This window comes from Sorangium sp. So ce321, assembly GCF_051530195.1.
Taxonomy (GTDB): domain Bacteria; phylum Myxococcota_A; class Polyangia; order Polyangiales; family Polyangiaceae; genus Sorangium.
Genome location: NZ_CP150329.1, coordinates 3,962,034 through 3,981,492, shown reverse-complemented (window position 1 = coordinate 3,981,492; position 19,459 = coordinate 3,962,034). Strand labels below are relative to the sequence as shown.

The 19,459-nt window shown below is 73.9% G+C and carries 20 protein-coding genes and 1 tRNA gene; 13 read left to right on the top strand and 8 right to left on the bottom strand.

Annotation, left to right across the window (positions count from 1 at the left end; translation table 11 throughout):
- Positions 1-6: 6 nt before the first annotated feature.
- Positions 7-333 carry a hypothetical protein gene (locus tag WME89_RS15380; protein WP_438009902.1) on the bottom strand — a complete coding sequence of 109 codons (327 nt, stop codon included), beginning with the start codon at positions 331-333 and terminating at the stop codon, positions 7-9.
- Positions 334-535: 202 nt separating this feature from the next.
- Here WME89_RS15380 and smpB point away from each other — a divergent pair, with 202 nt between their 5' ends.
- The 3 genes from smpB (at position 536) to WME89_RS15365 (ending at position 2,992) form a co-directional block, all read left to right on the top strand.
- Positions 536-1,081 (top strand): SsrA-binding protein SmpB, encoded by a 546-nt coding sequence (gene smpB, locus WME89_RS15375; RefSeq protein ID WP_438009901.1) that lies wholly within the window; start codon positions 536-538, stop codon positions 1,079-1,081.
- The gene (locus tag WME89_RS15370; protein ID WP_438009900.1) at positions 1,078-1,380 is read left to right on the top strand and encodes a hypothetical protein; all 303 of its coding nucleotides are present in this window, start codon (positions 1,078-1,080) and stop codon (positions 1,378-1,380) included. The genes smpB and WME89_RS15370 overlap by 4 nt, the downstream gene beginning before the upstream one ends.
- A 157-nt stretch (positions 1,381-1,537) precedes the next feature.
- Positions 1,538-2,992: a DUF362 domain-containing protein gene (locus tag WME89_RS15365; protein ID WP_437625925.1), complete on the top strand. Its 1,455-nt coding sequence runs from the start codon at positions 1,538-1,540 to the stop codon at positions 2,990-2,992.
- Here WME89_RS15365 and WME89_RS15360 read toward each other — a convergent pair.
- The 7 genes from WME89_RS15360 to WME89_RS15330 form a co-directional block, all read right to left on the bottom strand.
- Positions 2,970-3,512: a hypothetical protein gene (locus WME89_RS15360; RefSeq protein WP_438009899.1), complete on the bottom strand. Its 543-nt coding sequence runs from the start codon at positions 3,510-3,512 to the stop codon at positions 2,970-2,972. The genes WME89_RS15365 and WME89_RS15360 overlap by 23 nt on opposite strands.
- 54 nt (positions 3,513-3,566) lie before the next feature.
- Complete coding sequence (locus WME89_RS15355) at positions 3,567-3,980, bottom strand: hypothetical protein (protein ID WP_437309866.1); 414 nt, start codon at positions 3,978-3,980, stop codon at positions 3,567-3,569.
- 127 nt (positions 3,981-4,107) lie between these two features.
- Positions 4,108-4,872, bottom strand: coding sequence for a hypothetical protein (locus tag WME89_RS15350; protein WP_438009898.1), 765 nt, complete (start codon positions 4,870-4,872; stop codon positions 4,108-4,110).
- Positions 4,862-6,178 (bottom strand): ABC transporter ATP-binding protein, encoded by a 1,317-nt coding sequence (locus WME89_RS15345; protein WP_438009897.1) that lies wholly within the window; start codon positions 6,176-6,178, stop codon positions 4,862-4,864. The genes WME89_RS15350 and WME89_RS15345 overlap by 11 nt, the downstream gene beginning before the upstream one ends.
- Complete coding sequence (locus tag WME89_RS15340; RefSeq protein ID WP_438009896.1) at positions 6,175-6,915, bottom strand: hypothetical protein; 741 nt, start codon at positions 6,913-6,915, stop codon at positions 6,175-6,177. The genes WME89_RS15345 and WME89_RS15340 overlap by 4 nt, the downstream gene beginning before the upstream one ends.
- Before the next feature lie 221 nt (positions 6,916-7,136).
- Positions 7,137-8,429, bottom strand: a complete 1,293-nt coding sequence (locus WME89_RS15335) for a formylglycine-generating enzyme family protein (RefSeq protein WP_438009895.1) — start codon at positions 8,427-8,429, stop codon at positions 7,137-7,139.
- A 4-nt stretch (positions 8,430-8,433) separates the two neighbouring features.
- Positions 8,434-9,879, bottom strand: coding sequence for a sigma-54-dependent transcriptional regulator (locus WME89_RS15330; RefSeq protein WP_437667581.1), 1,446 nt, complete (start codon positions 9,877-9,879; stop codon positions 8,434-8,436).
- Between the two features lie 301 nt (positions 9,880-10,180).
- Between WME89_RS15330 and WME89_RS15325 the strand changes: the two genes are divergently transcribed.
- The 10 genes from WME89_RS15325 to phnA all read left to right on the top strand — a co-directional run bounded on the left by WME89_RS15325 (position 10,181) and on the right by phnA (position 19,368).
- Positions 10,181-11,038, top strand: coding sequence for a tetratricopeptide repeat protein (locus WME89_RS15325; protein WP_438009894.1), 858 nt, complete (start codon positions 10,181-10,183; stop codon positions 11,036-11,038).
- Between the two features lie 197 nt (positions 11,039-11,235).
- Entirely contained in the window at positions 11,236-12,387 is a 1,152-nt protein-coding gene (locus WME89_RS15320; RefSeq protein ID WP_438009893.1) for a hypothetical protein, read from the top strand.
- Positions 12,384-13,631 (top strand): hypothetical protein, encoded by a 1,248-nt coding sequence (locus WME89_RS15315; RefSeq protein WP_438009892.1) that lies wholly within the window; start codon positions 12,384-12,386, stop codon positions 13,629-13,631. The genes WME89_RS15320 and WME89_RS15315 overlap by 4 nt, the downstream gene beginning before the upstream one ends.
- An 11-nt stretch (positions 13,632-13,642) precedes the next feature.
- Complete coding sequence (locus WME89_RS15310; RefSeq protein WP_438009891.1) at positions 13,643-14,233, top strand: hypothetical protein; 591 nt, start codon at positions 13,643-13,645, stop codon at positions 14,231-14,233.
- 65 nt (positions 14,234-14,298) lie between these two features.
- On the top strand, positions 14,299-15,000 hold the full coding sequence (locus WME89_RS15305; protein ID WP_437666515.1) for a winged helix-turn-helix domain-containing protein: 702 nt from the start codon (positions 14,299-14,301) through the stop codon (positions 14,998-15,000).
- Positions 15,001-15,003: 3 nt separating this feature from the next.
- On the top strand, positions 15,004-16,380 hold the full coding sequence (locus WME89_RS15300) for a histidine kinase dimerization/phospho-acceptor domain-containing protein (RefSeq protein WP_437625914.1): 1,377 nt from the start codon (positions 15,004-15,006) through the stop codon (positions 16,378-16,380).
- 282 nt (positions 16,381-16,662) lie between these two features.
- Complete coding sequence (gene uppS, locus WME89_RS15295; RefSeq protein WP_438009890.1) at positions 16,663-17,403, top strand: polyprenyl diphosphate synthase; 741 nt, start codon at positions 16,663-16,665, stop codon at positions 17,401-17,403.
- Positions 17,404-17,524: 121 nt separating this feature from the next.
- Positions 17,525-17,598 (top strand) — tRNA-Arg (locus WME89_RS15290).
- Positions 17,599-17,661: 63 nt separating this feature from the next.
- The gene (locus tag WME89_RS15285) at positions 17,662-17,943 is read left to right on the top strand and encodes a hypothetical protein (RefSeq protein WP_438009889.1); all 282 of its coding nucleotides are present in this window, start codon (positions 17,662-17,664) and stop codon (positions 17,941-17,943) included.
- A 126-nt stretch (positions 17,944-18,069) separates the two neighbouring features.
- Complete coding sequence (gene phnA, locus WME89_RS15280; RefSeq protein ID WP_438009888.1) at positions 18,070-19,368, top strand: phosphonoacetate hydrolase; 1,299 nt, start codon at positions 18,070-18,072, stop codon at positions 19,366-19,368.
- Positions 19,369-19,459 lie beyond the last annotated feature (91 nt).

The window sequence follows — 19,459 nt, the reverse complement described above, 5'->3', positions numbered from 1 at the left end:
ATGGCTTCATGGCGAGCTCGCGTTGGCTCCGACGAGCCCGCCCCGCATCCGATACCCCGGGGAGATCGTCTTCTCCTGGTTCTGCGACGGCTGGCCGAGCGTGAACACCATCCGGTAGCGCGAGCTCTTCGCGACCTCGCCGGCGCTCACCGTCTCGCTCGCCCCGGCGCGCACGCCAGCCTGCGCGCCCCCGTCGCCGCCCTCCCCGCCGCCGCCCGAGCTCACGGCCGCGCCGTGGCCGCCAGCGCCCCAGACGCCGCTCGCCGTCGGGGGCTCATCGACCATGGAGTCGGCGGCGCAGCTGCACGCAGGGGCCAGCGCAGCGATCACCACCACCGCTCCGAGCCAGGCGGAAAAGCGCAGTCCGCGATTCACTGAGTCCTCCGGCCCGACGGTTGGTCGTGCTCACAATGCATTGGACGAGCGGCGTCGATCGGCGTCAAGCGACGACCCCGCCGCCCTGCCGGAGCCGCGCGGTCCCGCGGTGACGCGGCGACGCGGTGGACAGGCGGCGGCGCGCGCGCTATGCGGCCGCGTGAGCCGCGCTGACAAAGAGAAGGAACGAGAGGGAGAGAAGCTCATCGTGCGCAACAAGCGCGCGACCTTCGACTACACCCTGGAAGATCGGTTCGAGGCGGGGCTGGTGCTGCTCGGCAGCGAGGTGAAGATGCTCCGCGACGGCGCGGCCGAGCTGACGGACAGCTGGTGCGCGATCGAGCACGGCGAGGTGTTCCTGAAGGGCGTCAACATCCCCGTGATGCCCCAGGCGGCCTTCGGGCACGAGCCGAAGCGCTCGCGCAAGCTGCTGCTCCACGAGAGCGAGATCGAGGCGATCCGCAAGGGCGTGGAGCGGGAGGGCATGACCGTGATCGCGACCCGCCTCTACTTCAAGAACGGCCGCGTGAAGGTGGAGATCGCCCTCGCCAAGGGGAAGAAGACCGTCGACAAGCGCGAGAGCATGAAGGAGAAGGACGCCGCCCGGGAAGCGCGCGCCGCGATCGAGCGGGCCCGCGGCGGAGGCGACCGCGGGCGCGGCTCCCCGCCCCGCGCGGAGCGCTCACGCCCGCGGAGGCCGGAATGACCGCACATCTCACCTGGTCCAGGGGCGGCGAGGCCGAGCTCGTCGAGATCGACGGCGACCGCGTGCGTCTCCGCTCGACCGCCTCCTCCGCCCCGGGAGCGCGCGTGGAGGGCGCGCTCCGGTCGACCGGGACGGCCATCCGCGTGAAGGTCGCCCGCTGCCGCCTGCGCGGCCCGCAGGGGCCAGACGGCCCCACACCGGCCGAGCGCATCTACGAGCTCGAAGGCCGGCTCATCGACGCGACGCGTGAAGTCCGCGCCGAGCTCGCGCGCCTGGTCGATGTGGAGCGTCCGAGCTGATCGGCAGCGCGGAGCGGCTGCGGAGCGGCTGACGAGCCAGCGGATGTTGCGGTGACTCACGGCGACATCTACGCTGGTTTTCATGAAAATTACGTCGCGCCCTCGTGTAATTCTGCGGCGCTGCTCGACGTATGATGTGGCGAGGATCCGCGACATCGTGCGCAGCGGTCTCGAGGAGCTCTCGCTCCGCCCGCACGGCCGGACGCTCATCAAGCCGAACGTCGTCGCCTCCGGCGCGCACTTCCCGCACGCCTATACGCGGCCCGAGTTCATTGAGGGGGTGATCGGCGCGCTCAAGGATCGCGACGACGGGCGCGTGACCGAGCTCGCCGTCGGCGAGCGGTGCGGCATCACGCTGCCGACCCGGATGACGTACGAGGGCGCCGGGTACTACCCCATGTTCCGGAGGACGGGGGTCAAGCACTACCACTTCGAGGAGGAGCAGCAGGTCGAGATCCCGCTCACGCACGAGGGCCGGCTGCGCGACTACGTGTTCACGCCGGAGCCGGTCGCCAAGGCCGACTTCTTCGTGAACTGTCCCAAGTTCAAGTCGCACCCCTGGACCACCGTGACCTTCTCGATGAAGAACTACATCGGGATCCAGGACGACCGTCATCGCCTCATCGATCACGATCACCGGCTGAACGAGAAGGTCGCCGACCTCCAGTACATCGTGCAGCCGCAGTTCATCGCGATCGACGCGATCACCGCCGGCGAGGGCCGGATGCTCACGCCGTCGCCGTTCGACCTGGGCCTCATCATCATGGGGAACAACCAGGTCGCCTTCGACGCGGTCTGCTGTCAGATCATCGGCGTCGATCCGCGGAGCGTCGAGCACATCCGCCTGGCCTCGGAGCGCGGCTTCGGCCCGATGGACCTCGGCGACATCGAGATCACGGGGGACGTGACGCTCGAGGAGGCGCAGCAGAAGGCCAGGGGGTTCAAGGTGGGCCTCGTCCGCGTCGAGAAGTACTTCGAGGGCACGAACATCACGGCCTACGCCGGCTCGCCGCCCGAGCCCGAGCACACAGACTACTGCTGGGGCGGCTGTCCAGGGGCGATCGAGGAGGCGATCGAGATCCTGCGCGAGTACGACAAGGAGTGCGACGCGAAGATGCCGCGGATGCACGTCGTGTTCGGCGCCTACGAGGGCCCGATCGACGCGAAGCCGGGCGAGAAGGTCGTCTTCATCGGCGATTGCGCGACGTACAAGGGCAAGATCGGCGATCAGCTGATCAGCATCGACAGCCTGTACCGCGAGCGGAGCGCGCGGGACCCGTACACGGCGAAGCACGACGACGTCATCGCGAAGATGGTGAAGGTGACGACCAAGCTCGCGATGGCCAGGAACGAGAGCGTCATCCGGCTCGAGGGCTGCCCCGTGAGCGTGGCGGAGCAGGTGCTCACGCTGGTCACGCTGGGCAAGACGAAGAACCCCTACTTCGCCGCCGACCAGGTGTTCGAGTTCAACAAGGCGTACGTCGCATGGCGCGGGGCCTCGCTCGCGAAGCGGCTCTCCGGCAAGCCCTACCAGGTCCACGGGGCGTGCTCGCGCGGCGCGGCGGCCCCCGAGCTCCCGTCGGAGCCGCCTAGCCCGCCGGCCGCAGAGTGAGATCGAAGAGGACCTCGATCTCGTCCCGCACCTTGAACGCCCCGAGCGGCCCTTTGACCTCGCGCACGCCGAGCGCAGCCAGCGAGAGCTGACAGCTCCCCGTCACCCCGATCGCCCCCTCGCCGCGATCGCGCGAGGACAGGCGCGCCGCGAGCGCGGCGCTGCCCGAGGCGATCTTGACGCGCACGTCGGCGCGATCCCGCGCGGTCCCCGAGGCGCGGACGTCCACGAGCTCGGTGCCCCCGAGCACCTCGTCCCGGAGGCGCCGCTCGATGTCGCGGCGATCCCCGGCCGAGAGCGCCTCCGGGTCGAGGCGGTCGCCGCGCAGCACCCCCGCGACGCGGAGCGCGGCCGCGCGGACCGCGAGCTCGGCCGTCCACGCGTCGCCGTCGAGCCGCGCTCGACCGCTCAGCTCGGACGCGGTGATCTCCAGGTCGTGCGCCAGGCGCGCGAGCATCCCGACGGCGCGGGTGCGGATCGTCAGGCGGGACGCGGCGGGGTCGAGGTTCAGCTCGTTCAAGGGATGACGCTCCTTGCCGGCATCATGCCGAAAACGGGGACGGACCGCGCTCCCTCAGCGGCGCTTCGAGCGTCGCGGTCCGTCAGGGACGAGCACGTACCGGCTCGACGCGGGCTCGGGCTGCCGGAGGAGCTCGGCGCGGAGCAGCGCTTCCGCGAGCCGTGCCTCGATGATCTCGTCCGTGACGCCCGGCTCGAGGGTCACCACCGCGGCCTGGATGTCGCGCGCCAGGGCGTCGAACTCCGCGCTGTCGAAGGCATAGATGTCGTCGGGGAACAGGAGCGCGAGCGGCTTGCGCTCCACCGCCGTGTTCGTCAGCGCCGCGAGGTCGCTCTCGACGATGAGCATGACGCGGGCCCGCAGGCACATCCCCCTGCAGCGCGCCGCCAGTTCCTCCGCCGAGCCGACGAGCAGGACCGAACGAGGCGTGTTGACCGCCTTGGTGGCCTCGTCGTCGTTGTCAGTCATTCCTCGAAGAGTACGTGAACGGGCGGATGAAGCCATCCCCCTTGCGCTGGCGACGGCATGGGCAAGGAGGCCAAGCGGCCGGTCGGGACAGACCAGGACCGACCCCCCGCCGACCTGATCCGCAGCGCTACTCCTTGCACCGAGCCGCCGCGGCGAGCGCGAGCAGGAGGGCGCCGAGCGCGAGCAGGCCGGCGCTCGCCGGCTGCCCGAGGCCGAGCGGCGGAGGCCCGCCAAGGAGGTTGACGGCGTTGCCCCGCGGCATGAGCGCGCCGACGATCCCGGCCGAGCCCCCGAGCAGGAAGTCGGCGGCGAGCGGCACGAAGCGACCGTGGCCGCGCCGCAGGAACGTCGCACCGAGCGAGAACCAGCCGGCGTAGGCCGCTCCGGTGAGCGCGCCGATCCACCCACTGGTGAACACGTCTCGGACGAGCGGCGCAGCGCCGGGACGATGGGCGATGGCGACGACGACGACGGCGAGCAACGCGCCGACGAGGGCGGCCGAAAGTACTGCCGCCAGGGCGATGCCCAGCGCGACATGGTGGGACGAGGCGCCGAAGCGAGCCGCCGGCCAGGCCGCTTCGCGCAGCGCGGTCCGGTCGGCGGCGTCGGCGGCGAGAGCGAAGACCGTGAGCGGCGTGACGAGGCGGAACGTGGCGAGCAGCGCCCGGTCCACGGCCCCGGAGGAGCCGAACGCGACCTCGATGACCGCGGCCGCGACCGCGAGCGCGACGCCGAGGCCGAGCGCCAGCAGCGGGCGCCGCGCCCGGAGCCGGCCGAGGGCCATCTCCAGCCCGAGCCGGACGGCGAGCAGCGCGGGCGTCCTCCGCTCGAAGGCCGCCTGCGCGGGCGGCAGCGGCGGCACGGCGGCGATCGGAGCGCGTTCACCGAGCATCGTGGCGTCCTGTCTCCGGGGGGCGCGGCGAGCCGTCGGCCAGCGGCGGATCTGCCCCGGTCTGTCCGCCGGCAGCGGCGTCGCCGGGAGCCGCCGGCAGCATGCCGACGGGCGCCGGGCCGGGCGGCGGATCGGACGGCGCCGAGCCGGGCGGCGGATCGGACGGCGCCGGGCCGGGCGGCGCCGCGGCGCCGAACGCCGCCACGGCGACCGGTCCATGGGGCGGCGCGCCGGGCAGCGGCGGGGCGGGCAGCGGCGCGCCGCCGGCCGTGGAGGCGCCGAACGGCCGGCGCGGGCGAACGGCCGCCAGGTGCAGCGCGGTCGCCGCCCTCACGTCGTGCATCGACGGCGCCGGAGAAGCGATCGCGGCGAGCGTGACGTCCTCCCGGGCGGCCGCATCCAGGATCGCGAGCGCCGCCGCCTCCCGGTCCGCAGCCCGGATCCGCAGCGTCGAGGAGGCGTCCAGCGGCCCCTCCTCCCACGCGCACGCGCGCACGGCGGGAGCGCTCGCGAGCGCCGCGGCGAGCGCGCGGGCCCCGGGCGCGTCGGGCGCCCGCTCGTGGAGGAGCACGTGGAGCTCGACCTCGGGCCTCGCCGCCCCCGGCGCGCTCGAGGCGCCAGCGAGGCGGTCGCCGTCGCCGGGCTCGATCCGGGCGATGACGCCGCGGTCGAGCACGTGGATGCGATCGGCGAGCGCCCTCGCGTCGGCGGTCGAGGACGTGATCAGCACGACGCAGGCGCCGCCAGCCGCGAGCGCGCGGAGGCGCTCCCGGACCGGCTCCGGCGAAGGCACGGCCACGTCGGCGAACGGCTCGACGAGGCAGATCAGGAGCGGCTGCGGCACGCCGAGGGCGAGCGACAGCTCGACGGCCCGGGCCTCCGCGAAGCTCAGCGACGCCTTGCGACGGCCGAGGAGCGGCGCGACGCCGAGCGGCTCGAGCAGCGCCGCCGCGCCGCTCGAGGGCGCGCCGCGGGCCCGGAGCGCCACGGACATCGACGACGCCACCGACGCTCCGTCGGGCAGCTCCGGGGCGGCGGCGAGCACGCCGATCCGCGCCCGAGCGGCGGCGCTCCGGAACGGCTCGCGCCCGGCCACGAGGACGCGGCCGGCGAGGGGCGCGGCGCGCCCCGCGAGCAGCTCGGCGAGGGCCAGCGTCCCGTCCTCCGGCGCGCCGAGGACAACGTGCACGCCAGGGCCGAGCGCCGCCGTCGCGCCGACGAGGCTGCCGCGGGGGCGCCCGGCCTCGCCGGCGCCGTCGCGCGCGCGCACCCCCTCGATCACCACGATGGGCGCGCCCGGGCTCATCCGGCCGGGCCCCCCGCCGCGCGGGCCGCGAAGGAGAGGAACGCGCCGAGCGCACCCGGGATCGACCACCTCGAGTCGCCGGCCAGGTCGGCGAGGGCCCAGGGGATGAAGGTCAGCGCCAGGAACAGGGCGCGCCCTCGCGCTCCGGCGACGCGTCCGCTCGCCGCGGCGAGACCGCCGAGCGTCACGCCGGAGACCGCGCCGAAGAGGGCGAGCGCGGCGCCGAAGGCGAGGTGCTGCAACGCGAGGAGCGCCGAGCCGGAGAGGAGCGCCGCGAGCACGGAGAGCGCGGCCAGCGGGAGCGCGATGACCCGCGCGATCTCGAGCATCGCGGCGAGGCTGCGCGCGCCGTGGAGCGACGCCCGCGAGATCCCCCGCGCCGCGGCGAGCGCCTCGATGCCGTCGCGGCGGTCGGCCGCGGGCCGATCGTGCGCCGCGGCGAGGGCGATGGGGCCAGCCGCCGCCCACGCGAGCCCGCGCGCCGCGGACCCGAGCAGCCCCTCCAGCGAGGTCGTCCCGTCGTCCAGCCGGAGCACGAGCGCCATGGCGCCGTACCCGAGCGAGATCAGCGCGGCCACGGCGAGCCCGAGCCGCCCGCCGCCCGCGCCGCGGAGCCGCGCGCAGGCCAGCGCGACGGCGCCGCGCAGCGCCCTCCGGACCACCGCGCGACGCCGCGCGAGGTCGTCTGGACGCTTGCTCGGCGCGTCGCGCGGTTCGGGGTCGTGCGGGCTGATCATCGGGGAGCGTCCGGGCAGAGCGGCGGCGACGCGCGCTGCTAGCGCTGCCCTTCCAGGCGCGCGGGCGCAAGGCCAATGTGCCATGGCCCGGAGCGCGCCGCTGGAATGTGGTCGCCGCCGCGCGACGGCGCCACCCCCTCCGCGACCGTGGCACCTCGGCAGCGGTGGCCCGGAGAGCGGCACGCGCGCGCTCCTCGCGACGCGCCGCCACACGCCCGCGCCTAGTCGTACGAGAGCCCGCGGCGGCCCTTGTGCTTGCGCTTGCGCTCCTTGTCGGCGACGCCGATCTTCCCCCACTCGTACGTGACGCGGCGACGGAAGGCGCCCAGCGCATCGCCGCCGTAGAGAAAGAGCTCGCGCGGGGAATCCGTCTCCCCGACCGTCGGCTCCCAGAGGTCCGACGGGACGAACGCGAGCAGCACGGGCGCGCTGAAGCGCATCCGGGCGACGAGGAGCCCGCACATCGACCTGTCGCCGGGGCGCGCGCGCTTCGCGCGCTTGACGCGCCCGCGCGCGTCCGCCTTCGCGCCGCCCGGGCGCGCGCAGCCGCCGCCGAGCACGAGCTCCTCGTTGCCGCGGGGATGCCAGGTCCAGGTGCGCTCCACCTTGAACGCGTCCTCGGCCGCCCCGGGCCCAGCCGCGGCGCGCACCTCCTCCGGCGCGAGCAGCGAGAGCTGCGCCGCCGTGCGCGCGTCGAAGAGCGGCTCCAGCCGGAGCGGGCGATCGCGCGTCACCTCGAGCACCACCTCGAAGCTGTTCACCTCCCCGGCGCAGCAGCGCACGCCGACCTCGGGGCGGCGCGTGTCGGGCTTGACGCCGCGCCCGTGGGCGCAGCGCCCCACGAGATCGCCCGTCGGCCCGTTGCCCCCGCGCAGCGTGACGAGCCCCGGCTTGCTGCTGTCCCGCAGCCACTGGCTCGAGGTCCACGTCCACACGCCGCCGTGGAGGTCGTGCACCCCGAACCCGCTCACGCACCCGGCGTTCACCCCGTTGGGCGTCAGCACCCGGCTCTGCCCGGTCGCGCACACCGAGGCCTTGTACGTGTCGCCGTACTCGTAGGTGGTGTTCGCCGGCCCCTTGCAGGCCCGCTCGATCTCGAGCTCCGTGCAGAGGCGCTTGCCCTGCGCCTCGCAGAGCGCGCGCGCCTCGTCCTGCGTGACGTTCGTGGTCGGGATGGCGCCGACCTCGTTGGGGTACGAGAAGACGTCGATGTAGAAGCCGTGCATCACGACCTGCGCGCCCTCCATCTCCTCGTCGGCGATGCGCGGCAGGCGGTCCGGCGGCGTGCCGGCGATGAGCACGCCCTTCGGGATCCACGCCATGCCGGGGCGCGGCTCCGGCTCGGTCTGGTCCACGTCCCAGGGCGGCGCGGCGTCGAGATCGGCGTCCGTGCCCGACGGGCCGCCGCCGCGATCGCAGCCGAGGGAGGCCGCGATCAGCCCGGCGAGCGACACGGCGGCCGCGAGGGCCTTCCCCCTCAGCGTGCGGACGGAGCGCGGCTCGCCGGGGACCACGGGCTCACTCGGGGTCGCGCTCGCGGAGGTTCAGCTCCTTCATCTTGAGCTGGAGCCCCTTGCGCGAGATCTTGAGCAGCCGCGCCGCGTGCGTGACGTTGCCGTGCGTCTGCTTGAGGGCGCGCTCGATGAGGTCGCGCTCGAGCTTGCTCATCGCCGCCTTGACCTGCTCCTTGAGGCCGTCGGGGGTCGACGGGGCGAGGGAGGTGTCCGCGGCCGCCGCCGCGAGCGGCAGCGACGCGCCGGGCGTCGACGGGGCGCCGCTGCGGATCTCCTCCGGCAGGTCGTCGAGGCGGATGCGCGAGCCGTCGGCGAAGAGCAGCGCGCGCTCGACGACGTTCTCGAGCTCGCGGATGTTCCCCGGCCAGGCGTGCGACGACAGGCGCTCGAGCGCCTCGGGCTCGATGCCCTCGATGCTCTTCTTGAGGCGCGCGTTGAACTTGGCGACGAAGTGCGCGCAGAGGTGGGGGATGTCGCTCCGCCGGTCGCGCAGCGCCGGGAGCGCGATCGGGACGACGTTGAGCCGGTAGAAGAGGTCTTCGCGGAACGTGCCCGCCGCGATCTCGCGCTTGAGGTCGCGGTTCGTGGCGGCGACGAGGCGGACGTCGACGTGGATGGTCTTGATGCCCCCGACCCGCTCGAACTCGCTCTCCTGGAGCACGCGCAGGAGCTTCACCTGCATCTCGGTCGGGATCTCGCCGATCTCGTCGAGGAAGAGCGTGCCGCCCGAGGCGAGCTCGAAGCGCCCCGGCTTGGAGCCGACCGCGCCGGTGAAGGCCCCGCGCTCGTAGCCGAAGAGCTCGGACTCCATGAGATCCTTCGGGATCGCCGCGCAGTTGACCTTGATGAACGGCCGGTCGCGCCGGCTGGAGTTCTCGTGCAGCGCGCGCGCGACGAGCTCCTTCCCGGTGCCGCTCTCGCCGCTGATGAGCACCGTCGTCGGCGTGTCGGCGACCCGCTCCAGGATCGCGTAGAGCTCCTGGATGGGCGGGCTCTCGCCGATGATGCCGAACCGGTCGGAGCCCCCCCGGGGCAGCGCGGCGGAGACGTCCCGCGTGGCGTCCGCGCTCGCGAGGTCCCGGGTGCGGAGCGCCTTCTTCACGACGACGCGCACCTCGTTCTGATCGAACGGCTTCGTGATGTAGTCGAACGCGCCCGTCTTCAGCGCCTCGACGGCGTTGTCGACGGTCCCGTGGGCCGTGAGGAGCACGACAGGCCGCGAGGGGTCGTCGCGGAGCGCGGCCCGGAGCAGGTCCATGCCGTCGACCTTGGGCATCCGGAGATCGGTGATGACCAGATCGATGTGGTGCTCCTTCAGGAAGGTGAGACCTTCCTCGCCGTCTTCCGCGGTGTGGACCTCGTAGCCATCCCGGCCGAGCTGGGCGCTGAGGACGCGCCGGAGGTTCGCCTCGTCGTCCACGACGAGGATCTGCTTCTTTTCGGGGAGCATCACCGGGCGAGACTAGCAGAACCGGTAACCGGGCAAGCGTCGGGACCGCCTCCCGGCGTACCGGCGGCTCCATGCGCCCGCGCCGGGGCCCGGGGCACACGCGTCCGTGCCCGGGGTGCGCGCCGTCCGCCGGCGCGCGGGCGGGCTGCCCCCGGCAGGTTGCCTGGCTCGGCGGCTCGGCTTGCCGGTCCGGCAGGCCGAACGCATTGCCTCGGAGTCCGCCGTGATGCCTTTTTCTCGCTGCCGGCGAAACGGATCAGTATGCTGCGCCCACTTCTCGTGGAGGGCAGCTCGGATGCGTGTGCTTCGGACTTGGCTGGTCGGTCTCGGCGCGGGGATGTTCCTCGCCGCGGGGTTGGCCGTAGCAGGAGATCCGGCCATCGAGTACCCCGAGTGCAACCGCACGCCGACGGCGGCTGACCTGGAAGGCGCCAAGGGCGCGCACAAGGCCGCCACCCAGTTCTACGAGCGGGCTGACTACGACCGCGCCATCCAGTACTGGAAGGACGTCTACAAGCTCGACTGCACGGCGCACGGCGCGCTGATCAACATCGCCAACGCGTACGAGAAGAAGGGCGACCGCGCCGAGGCGGTGACCGCGCTGGAGACGTACCTGGCCCGCACGCCGGACGCGAGCGACGCGCAGACGATCCAGGACAAGATCCAGAACCTCAGGAACTCCATCCGGCCGGCGCCGACGCCGACCGCGAGCGAGTCCGCGTCGGCGCCCGTGCCGCCTCCGCCCCTCCTCACCGCCTCGGCGGTCCCGAGCCGCACCGTGGAGGCGCCTCCGCCGCAGCCTCCTCACGGCTACGCGCCGTGGATCGTCACGGGCGCCGGCGTCGTCACCCTGCTGGTCGGCGGGATCCTGACCTCGAGCGGCTTCGCCGACATCAGCGCCGCGGAGGAGAGCTGTCCGTCGCGCATCAACTGCGAGCCGGACGTCGCCGACCAGGGCAACCAGGGCCGCACGTACGCGACGGTCGGCGGCGTGCTCCTCGGGCTGGGCGCTGCCGGCGTCGCGGGTGGCCTGATCTGGGAGCTCGGGTTCAACCAGCCCCGGACCCCCTCCGGCCTGCTCGCGCCCGCCGCCAAGCTCCGGCTGACTCCGGTCGCCGGCCCGGGCGCAGCCGGGATCGGCGTGTCCGGCCGCTTCTGAGCGCCGACGTCCCGTCGAGGCGCTGATCCTGGCGGGCGCCGGGGCGCTGTGAGCTGGCGTCCTGGCCGGCCGAGGCGCGCCCTTGCGAGGATGCTGGCGAGCAGGCGAGCGCCCGGTGTCGCATCGTTTACTCTACTACCGTGCGTCTCAGCTCCTCCGCCCGCTCCCTCCTGACACGGCGCTCTCTGAACAGACTCGTGCTCCCCGGCGCCCTCGCGATCGCCGCTGCGGCGGTGCTCGCCAGCGCCGGCGAGAGCCCTGCGCCCGCGATCTCGCGGGTCGGCCGCCTCCTCGTGCCGGCGGCCCTCGCGGCGCCGGGCGCGCGCTCCTCCCCGGCCAAGGTGGCGTTCCTCGCGTCCACCCCGGGGGCAGCCCGGAGCACGCTCCACATCGCCGCGGTGGGCGGCAAAAAGGCTGGCCCCGGGCTCGCCACGCTCCAGCACCTGAGCGATGCGGTCGTCCGCGCCCGCGTCGTGCCGCGGACGTCGATCGTCGTCGCGACCGCCGACACGAGGCCGTCCCGCGACCGCTCGTTCAACGCGAGCCTCTTCCGGCTCGAGCCGCACGCGGAGCCGGTCGCGCTCTGCGACGGCGTCGTGCACGCGAGCCGACCGCTGGTCACCGCCGCGGGGCGCGTCTTCGTCTCGCGCGGCGTCGCCGGTCCCGAGCCGCCGCTCGACGGCGACCTCGCGCGGCTTCGGGTCGACACGCTGACCATCGACGAGATCGACCTCGCCAACGGCGCGAGCCGCACCGTGCACAGCGTCGCGGGCCACCTCGCCTTCCTCGCCGGCGAGTGGAGAGGCGAGCTCGTGATCTACCGCGTGGCGCCTGGGTCCGCCGACATCGTCCTCGTGAACCCCGACACCGGCGCGACGCGCGTGGTTGCCCCGTCGATCCCGCCGTTCGCGCGCGATTTCTCGATCGACGCGGCGACGGCTGCGCTCGTGTTCCAGAACCGGCACGAGGTCGACCCCGGCACGTGGGTGATCGACCAGCTCGACCTCAGGAGCGGCAAGCGCGCCCGGATCGAGGCGAGCGCGAGCAACGGCCTCGCCCCGCACGCCTGGCCGGGCGGCGGGCTCGCGTACACGCCGGATCGCGCCGCCGGGCTGCTCGTGGTCGGCGCCCGCGCCGCGGTCCGCGGCCCGCTCGGCGCCGGCGTCGACGCCATCCAGGCGGTCTCGCCGGACGCGTCGTGGGTGGCCGCGCTGCACACGAACCCGACCGCGTTCGCGGTGCCCTTCGCGATCCACGCGGCGAGCGGCGAGGTCGCCGCGATCCCCGCGCCGCCCGGAGCGCGCATCGCCGTCGCCGGCTTCACGACGGCGAAGGAGGAGCAGCGATGAGCCGCCGCCTCGTCATCCCGGCCTCGCTGGCCGCGGCCGCGCTCGTCGCGCCCGCCGCCCGCGCCGCGTACTGCCCCTGCTTCACCGCGTCGAGCGCCTACAACGATCGCGGCTGCGCCGTCGACGCCGTGCCCGGGACCAACCCCTCCATCGCGGAGTGGAACGCCATCTTCGATCGCGTCTCGCGGGGGCCCGAGGCCTGGGGAGACGACGGCCCTGCCGCCTTCGTCTTCGGCCAGGGCTGCGGCCTGCCCGAGGCGCGGCGCGAGGTCCTCGCCACCTTCCCCTGCGAGCTGCTGAAGGCGATCGCCATGCAGGAGTCGGGCTGGCAGCAGTTCTGCGAGCCGGATCGGCCCATGGATCAGGCAGGGGGGAGCTCGCGGACGATCATCTCGTTCGACTGCGGCTACGGCGCCGCCCAGATCACGAGCGGCATGCGGAGCGGCGACAGCCCGGATTTCGATCCGCGCCGCGTGGCCGCGGACCCGACCTACAACGCGGCGACCGGCGCGCGCATCCTGGCCATGAAGTGGAGGGCCACGCGCTGCGTCGGCGACCAGCAGCCGGCGATCATCGAGCACTGGTACAGCGCCCTGTGGGCCTACAACGGCCTCTCGTACGTCAACAACCCGAACAACCCCAACTACGACGCGGGCCGCGGCGTCTACGATCCGGCGATCGGCGGCGCCGCGCCGTACCAGGAGCGGGTGCTTGGCCGGCTGGAGCACACCGGGGGGCGCTGGGAGGGGACCGAGGTCGCGTACCCGGACCCGGGCGAGATCGGCGGCAACAGCGCGCCGGCCGCGCTCTCCGATCCGCGCTGCGCGTCGCCGACGGACTGCACGCGCACGCGCCCTCTCCATGTCACGCGCTGCGCGGACAGCGGCGGCGAGACGGGCGGCGGCGGCGCGGGCGGCGTGGCCAGCAGCGGCGCGGGCGGCGTCGGTGGCGGCGTGGCCAGCAGCGGCGCGGGCGGCGTCGGTGGCGCCGGGGGAACGGACGGGAGCGCGGGCGGCGAGCCCGTCACGGCGGGCCAGGGCGGCGCGGGAGCGTCCCCGGACGACCAGGGGAACGACGAGGAGGACGAGACCACCTCGACGGCGGTGGGCATCTACGGCCGGTGCGCCTGCGACGTGCCCGGGAGCGGCGCCGCCGCCGGCGCGGCGTCCTGGCTGGCGCTCGCGGCCGGAGCGCTCGCGGCGGCGTGGCGGCGGAGGCTTCCGGGGCGTCGCCGCGCGGACTAACCTCGACGATCATGCCGCCTTCGCTCGGCTCCGAGCTCATCGCCGCGTGGGCTGCCCGGCGAGGCCTCGTCTTCACCCCGCGCCCCGACGAGGCCTGGTTCCGCCGCTGGGAGCCGTACGACACGATCGCGCCGCCCTCCGCTTACCTCTCCGCGTGCACGTGGACGGCGAACCCCGGGCACGCGGTGATCGCCGAGCCCTGGTACGCGGACGGCGACGCCGAGCCGCTCGAGCGATCGCTGCTCGGCTTCGCGACGCACCCGGGGCTCCGGCGCCGCGCCGCGATGCGCGTCGGCGAGCACTTCCTGACGCGCGTCGCCTTCATCGAGAGCCCTCCCCCGCCCCGGGTCGTCCTCGGCGACGCGCTCTGGGACGCCCACGTGACGACCTTCGCCGCCTCCGAGCGCGACGCCGCCGCCGCGTTCCACCCGCGCCTGCGCAAGCTCCTCGCCCGCCGCGGCTTCCAGGGGCACCTCGAGCTGCGCTCCGGCGGGCTCGTGGTTCACTGCGCCGGCCTGCGCCCCGTCCCGGAGCACTACGACCGGCTGCTCGGGGTGGTGCGCGAGATCGTCAACGCGGCGATCAACGCGGCGCCGACGTAGCTGCTGGCGGCGCCGGCCGCCTGCCCTGTCGACGCGTCCGCCGCGCCGTTCTAAGCTCCCTGATCATGGCCAAGGTCCTGGTCGTCGAGGATGAGCCGGCGATCGCCGAGTCCATCGCTTACTTCCTGCGGCGCGACGGGTTCGCGGCCACCGTCGCCACCACGCTCGCGACCGCGGAGCGGGAGTTCGACAAGGCGGACCTCATCATCCTCGACCTCATGCTCCCCGACGGCAGCGGCTTCGACCTCATCGGTCAGGTGCGGCGGAGCGAGGCGCGCGCCGCGATCATCGTCCTGTCGAGCCGCGACAGCGAGGCCGACCGAGTCGCCGCGCTCGAGACAGGCGCCGACGACTACGTGACCAAGCCGTTCTCGCCCCGGGAGATCGTGGCCCGGGTGCGCGCCGTCCTGCGCCGCGCCGCGCGGCCCTCGCTGCCCAGCGCCGCCCCCGCGTCGCTGCCGCTCATCGTCGACGAGGCCACGCGGCGGGCGCACGTCAACGGCCAGAAGGTCGACCTCACCCGCGTCGAGTTCGATCTGCTCGCCTGCATGCTCGCCGCGCCGGGCAGGGTCTTCACGCGCGCGCAGCTCATCGACCGCGTCTGGGGCGACGGGTTCGCGATCACCGATCGGACCATCGACTCGCACGTGAAGGGGCTCCGGAAGAAGGTCGTCGAGGCCGGGGGCGACGCGGACCTCATCGAGACGGTGCGCGGCGTGGGCTACCGCGTCACGGACAAGCCGAGCCCCACGGAAGGCGGCGACTGAAGCATGCTGCGCCTCGTCGTCACCGCGGCGGCGGCGGTCTCGATCATCCTGCTCGTCGCGCTGTTCGCCTCGCGCCTCGTCCGCGCCCGGACGGCCGGGATGAGCATCCGGATGCAGATCTTCATCGCGCTCGGCGGCATCGTCGGCGCGTTCGCGTTCGGGCTCGGGCTGCTCGTCATCGATCGCATCGAGGCGCGCGCGACGCTGCTCGCCGAGGGCAGCGCGCGCGACGAGGCGGCCGCGTTCGCCGCCGTCGCCGCGATGGAGATGGAGGTCCGCGGCGTCGAGCTCGCGGCGGTGCGCGCGCTCGACGGCGAGGCCAACGGCCCCGCCGCCCAGAACATCGCGCTGCTCGACCCGGAGGGCCGCGTGCTCCGGGCGCGCGGCGCCTCGCCGGGCGAGCCCGGGACCGTCTTCGTGACCGCGCCCATCGAGGTCCGCGGCCGGCGCGTCGGGAGCGTGCAGGTCGTCAAGCCGACCATCGTGGTGCAGCGCATGGTCGCCGACTTCGCCCCGCCTATCCTCGTGATCAGCACGGTGCTCGGCGCCGCCGCGGCGCTCTCGTCGTTCCTGATCGGCCGCACCATCGCGACGCCGATCGAGGCGCTCACCGAGTTCGCGGTGCGCGTGAGCGAGGGGGAGGTGCGCGCCGCGCCGCCGCCGGCGCAGGGCCGCGAGGTGCAGCGGCTCACGCGCGCCATCGACTCGATGCGGCGCCAGATCGAGGGCCGCCCGTTCGTCGAGACCTTCGCCGCGGATCTCTCGCATGAGCTGAAGAACCCGGTCGCCGCGATCCGCGCGAGCGCGGAGGTGCTCTCCGAGGGGGCGCTCGACGATCCCGAGGAGGCGGCCCGCTTCGTCGCGCGCATCCGCGAGGCGATCACGCGCATCGAGGCGCTCCTCGGGGAGCTCCTGTCGCTCGCGCGCCTCGAGGCGCGCGGCGTGGAGCAGGCCGCCGTCGTCGACCTCGTCGCGATCGCGCAGACCGCCGCGGCGCGGGCGCGAGAGCGCGGCTCCCGCGTCGAGCTCGACGCGCCGAGCTCGGCGGCCGTGCGCGGCGACGAGCAGTGGCTGTCGCGCGCGCTCGACAACCTGCTCGACAACGCGCGCACGCACGGCGACGCGGCGGCCCCCGTCCGGATCGCGCTGTCCCGCCTGGGCGGACAGGTCACGATCTCGATCCGCAACCGCGGCGAGATCGGGCGGCACGTCGCTGGCCGCCTGTTCCGCAGGTTCGTGACGACCCGCGCCGACCGGGGCGGCACCGGGCTCGGCCTCGCGATCGTCAAGGCGATCGCCGAAGCCCACAGCGGCTCGGCCGAGTGCACCCACCGCGGGCCGCCCGAGGTCGAGTTCAGGCTCTCGCTGCCGGGCGCCTGATCCCGCGCCCCCGTGAGCTCCCCCGCGCAGCCCCTCCGGGTCCCATCGCTCATCCAGGTTTCCAGGAAGTTTCCTCGACTTGACAGCGCGTAAGATCGGTGGTCCGCAGGCGCCGGCGACGGTCGGGCGAGCGATCCGAGGCGCTCGCGCCGACGTCTCGAGGCGAGCCCCTTGAGCTCTCCGGCGCCATCCTCCACAGAACCTCCACAATCGCATCACCGTCGTCCCCCCTACCGCGCCCATGCTCGTCGCACAGTGCGTCGTCCCCACCCAGGAAACCCCATGACGTCCAGCAATCTCCCCAAGCACGTCGCGATCATCCTCGATGGCAATGGCCGCTGGGCAGCGGCGCGGGGCCTCGCCCGCATGCAGGGGCACCAGCACGGCGCGCAGGCCGTGCGGCTCTCGGTGCGCACGTGCCGCGATCGCGGCATCCCGTACCTCACGCTCTACGCCTTCAGCGTGGCGAACTGGTCGCGGCCCAAGGACGAGATCGACGCCCTCATGCGCATCTGCCAGGAGTTCGCCGAGGGCGAGCACGACGAGCTGATCCGGCGCGGCATCGCGGTGCAGGTGGTCGGCGACCTCGAGGAGATCCCGACCCCGACGCGGCGCGCGATGGAGAAGCTCGTAGAGGACACCGCGGGGGGCACCGAGATGACCCTGGCCCTCGCGCTGAGCTACGGCGGCCGCCGCGACATGGCGAACGCGATGCGCGCGCTCGCGGTCCGCGCGCGGGCCGGCCTGGTCATCCCGGAGGAGATCAACGAGCACTCGCTCCGGAACTTCCTGACGACCAGCTCGATGCCGGATCCGGACCTCATCATCCGCACCGGCGGCGAGAAGCGCCTCAGCGACTTTCTGCTCTTCGAGGCCGCTTACGCCGAGTTGTTCTTCACGGACACGCTCTGGCCCGATTTCACCGAGGCCACCTTCGACGAGGCGATCGCGACGTACAGCCGGCGACAGCGGCGTTACGGTCGGACCAGCGAGCAGGTCCGGCGGCTGGCAGCGTCGACCTGAGCGGCCATCGCGGCCATCGCGCCCGCGGCGCTCGTGAGGCGCGATCCACCGCGGAACCGGGCTCGATCAGCACTCGATTCCGGGGCCGCGATGCAGTACGAGAGACGCGCTTGTCGTGTGAGCGCCCGTAGCTCAGCTGGATAGAGCAGCGGCCTTCTAAGCCGCGGGTCGCAGGTTCGAATCCTGCCGGGCGTGCCGAACGTCCTCGGTGCGTCGCTTGACGGTCCGGCCTGTCGCGGCCCACCATGTCGATGACGTATGGACAGGAAGGTCGCGCTCGTGCTGGGCGGTCTGGTGCTGGGCGCGGCCTTCGCGCTCGCGACGGGGCGTGTGAGCGCCCAGGGGACCGCCCAGAGCGTCCCGACGCCGCGGTGGGAGCAGGACTGCGAGCAGGCGCACGGCGTGGACGAGGCCCGCGCCGTCGCGAAGGCGCGCGGCGAGGGCGGCTGGGAGCTCGTGGCGCTCGACGCCGGCGTGATGTGCTTCAAGCGGCTGGTCCCGGCGCCGCCGAAGCCGGCCGAGCCCTGGCCGGGCTACTGACTGACTGGGTGATCGATTGATCCACGCGACGCCCGGCGCAGCTGCCTCTCCGCGCGAGGCAGCGCGGCCCGGGTAGCGCCGCGCGGCTGCCCTTCTCGCCCTGCGCGCTGCGTGTCAGCGTTCCGCATGATCGATCTCTGCGGCCGGCGCTACGCGCTGCCCGCGCGCAAGACGGTGGTGTTCTGCATCGACGGCTGCGCGCCGGAGTACCTCGACCAGGCGCTCGCGGACGGGCTGATGCCGCGGCTCGCGGGCGCCCTCGCCGGAGGCGGCCTGTACGTGCGCGGCCGCGGTCAGATCCCGAGCTTCACGAACCCGAACAACGTGTCGATCGCGACCGGCCAGCCGGCGCGCGTGCACGGCATCTCGGGCAACTACTACCTCGACGCCGCCTCGGGGCACGAGGTGCCGATGAACGACCCGCGGTTCTTGCGCGTGCCGACGCTCTTCGAGAAGCTGGAGCAGGCGGGCGTCAGGACCCTCTGCGTCACGGCCAAGGACAAGCTCCGCGCGCTCCTCGGCGCGTGCCGCGAGGGCGGCCCTCGCCCGATCTCGCTGTCAGCGGAGAAGGCGCACGAGCAGGCGATCCCGGAGCACGGGATCGCCTCGATCACCGCCGCCGTCGGCCGCGAGAGCCCGTCGATCTACGACTGGGACATCTCCCACTACGCGATGGAGATGGGCCTCGCGCTGCACGAGCGGGTGTCGGCCACGCTGCTCTACGTGTCGCTGACCGACTACGTGCAGCACAAGGAGCCGCCGCGCGGGCCGATGTCGGATCGGTTCCACGCCCGCTTCGACGCGCTCTACGGAGCGTACCTCGACGCCGGCTTCGTCTGCGGCATCACGGCGGATCACGGCATGAACGACAAGACGGCGCCCGACGGCTCGCCGAACGTGCGCTACCTCGAGGACGCGCTGCGCGAGGCCGGCGTCCCGGGCTTCCGGGTGCTCCTGCCGATCACTGACCCGTACGTGGTGCACCACGGCGCGCTCGGGTCGTACGCGACCGTGTACGTCGACGCGGCGCAGGGGGGCGCGCTGGAGCGCGCGGCGGCGGTCCTCGCGCGGATCCCGGGCGTGGAGCTCGTCCTGCCGCGCGAGGACGCCGCGCGACGCTTCGCGCTCCCGAACGACAGGATCGGCGACCTCGTCGTCCTCGGCGACCGGAGCACGGTGCTCGGCAAGCGCGCGGCCTACCACGACCTCTCCGCCGTGCAGCGCGGGCTCAGGTCCCACGGGGGCCTGCACGAGGCGGAGGTGCCGATCCTCGTGAGCCACCCGCTCCGGCCCGACGAGCAGGCGCGGCTCCTCGGCGCGAGCGCGACGGCCGCCGGGGACGGGGCGCGCGGCCGGGAGAGCGCGCTGTCGAACGCGGACATCTTCGATCTCGTGCTGAACCGACTCTCGACCGCAGCGGCCTAGCGCCACCGCTCGATGTGCCAGGGTACCGCTCCGAGCTGTCGCCGCTCGGCGGCATCAAGGACAGCGGCACCGGCGTGAAGGAGGGCGCGTC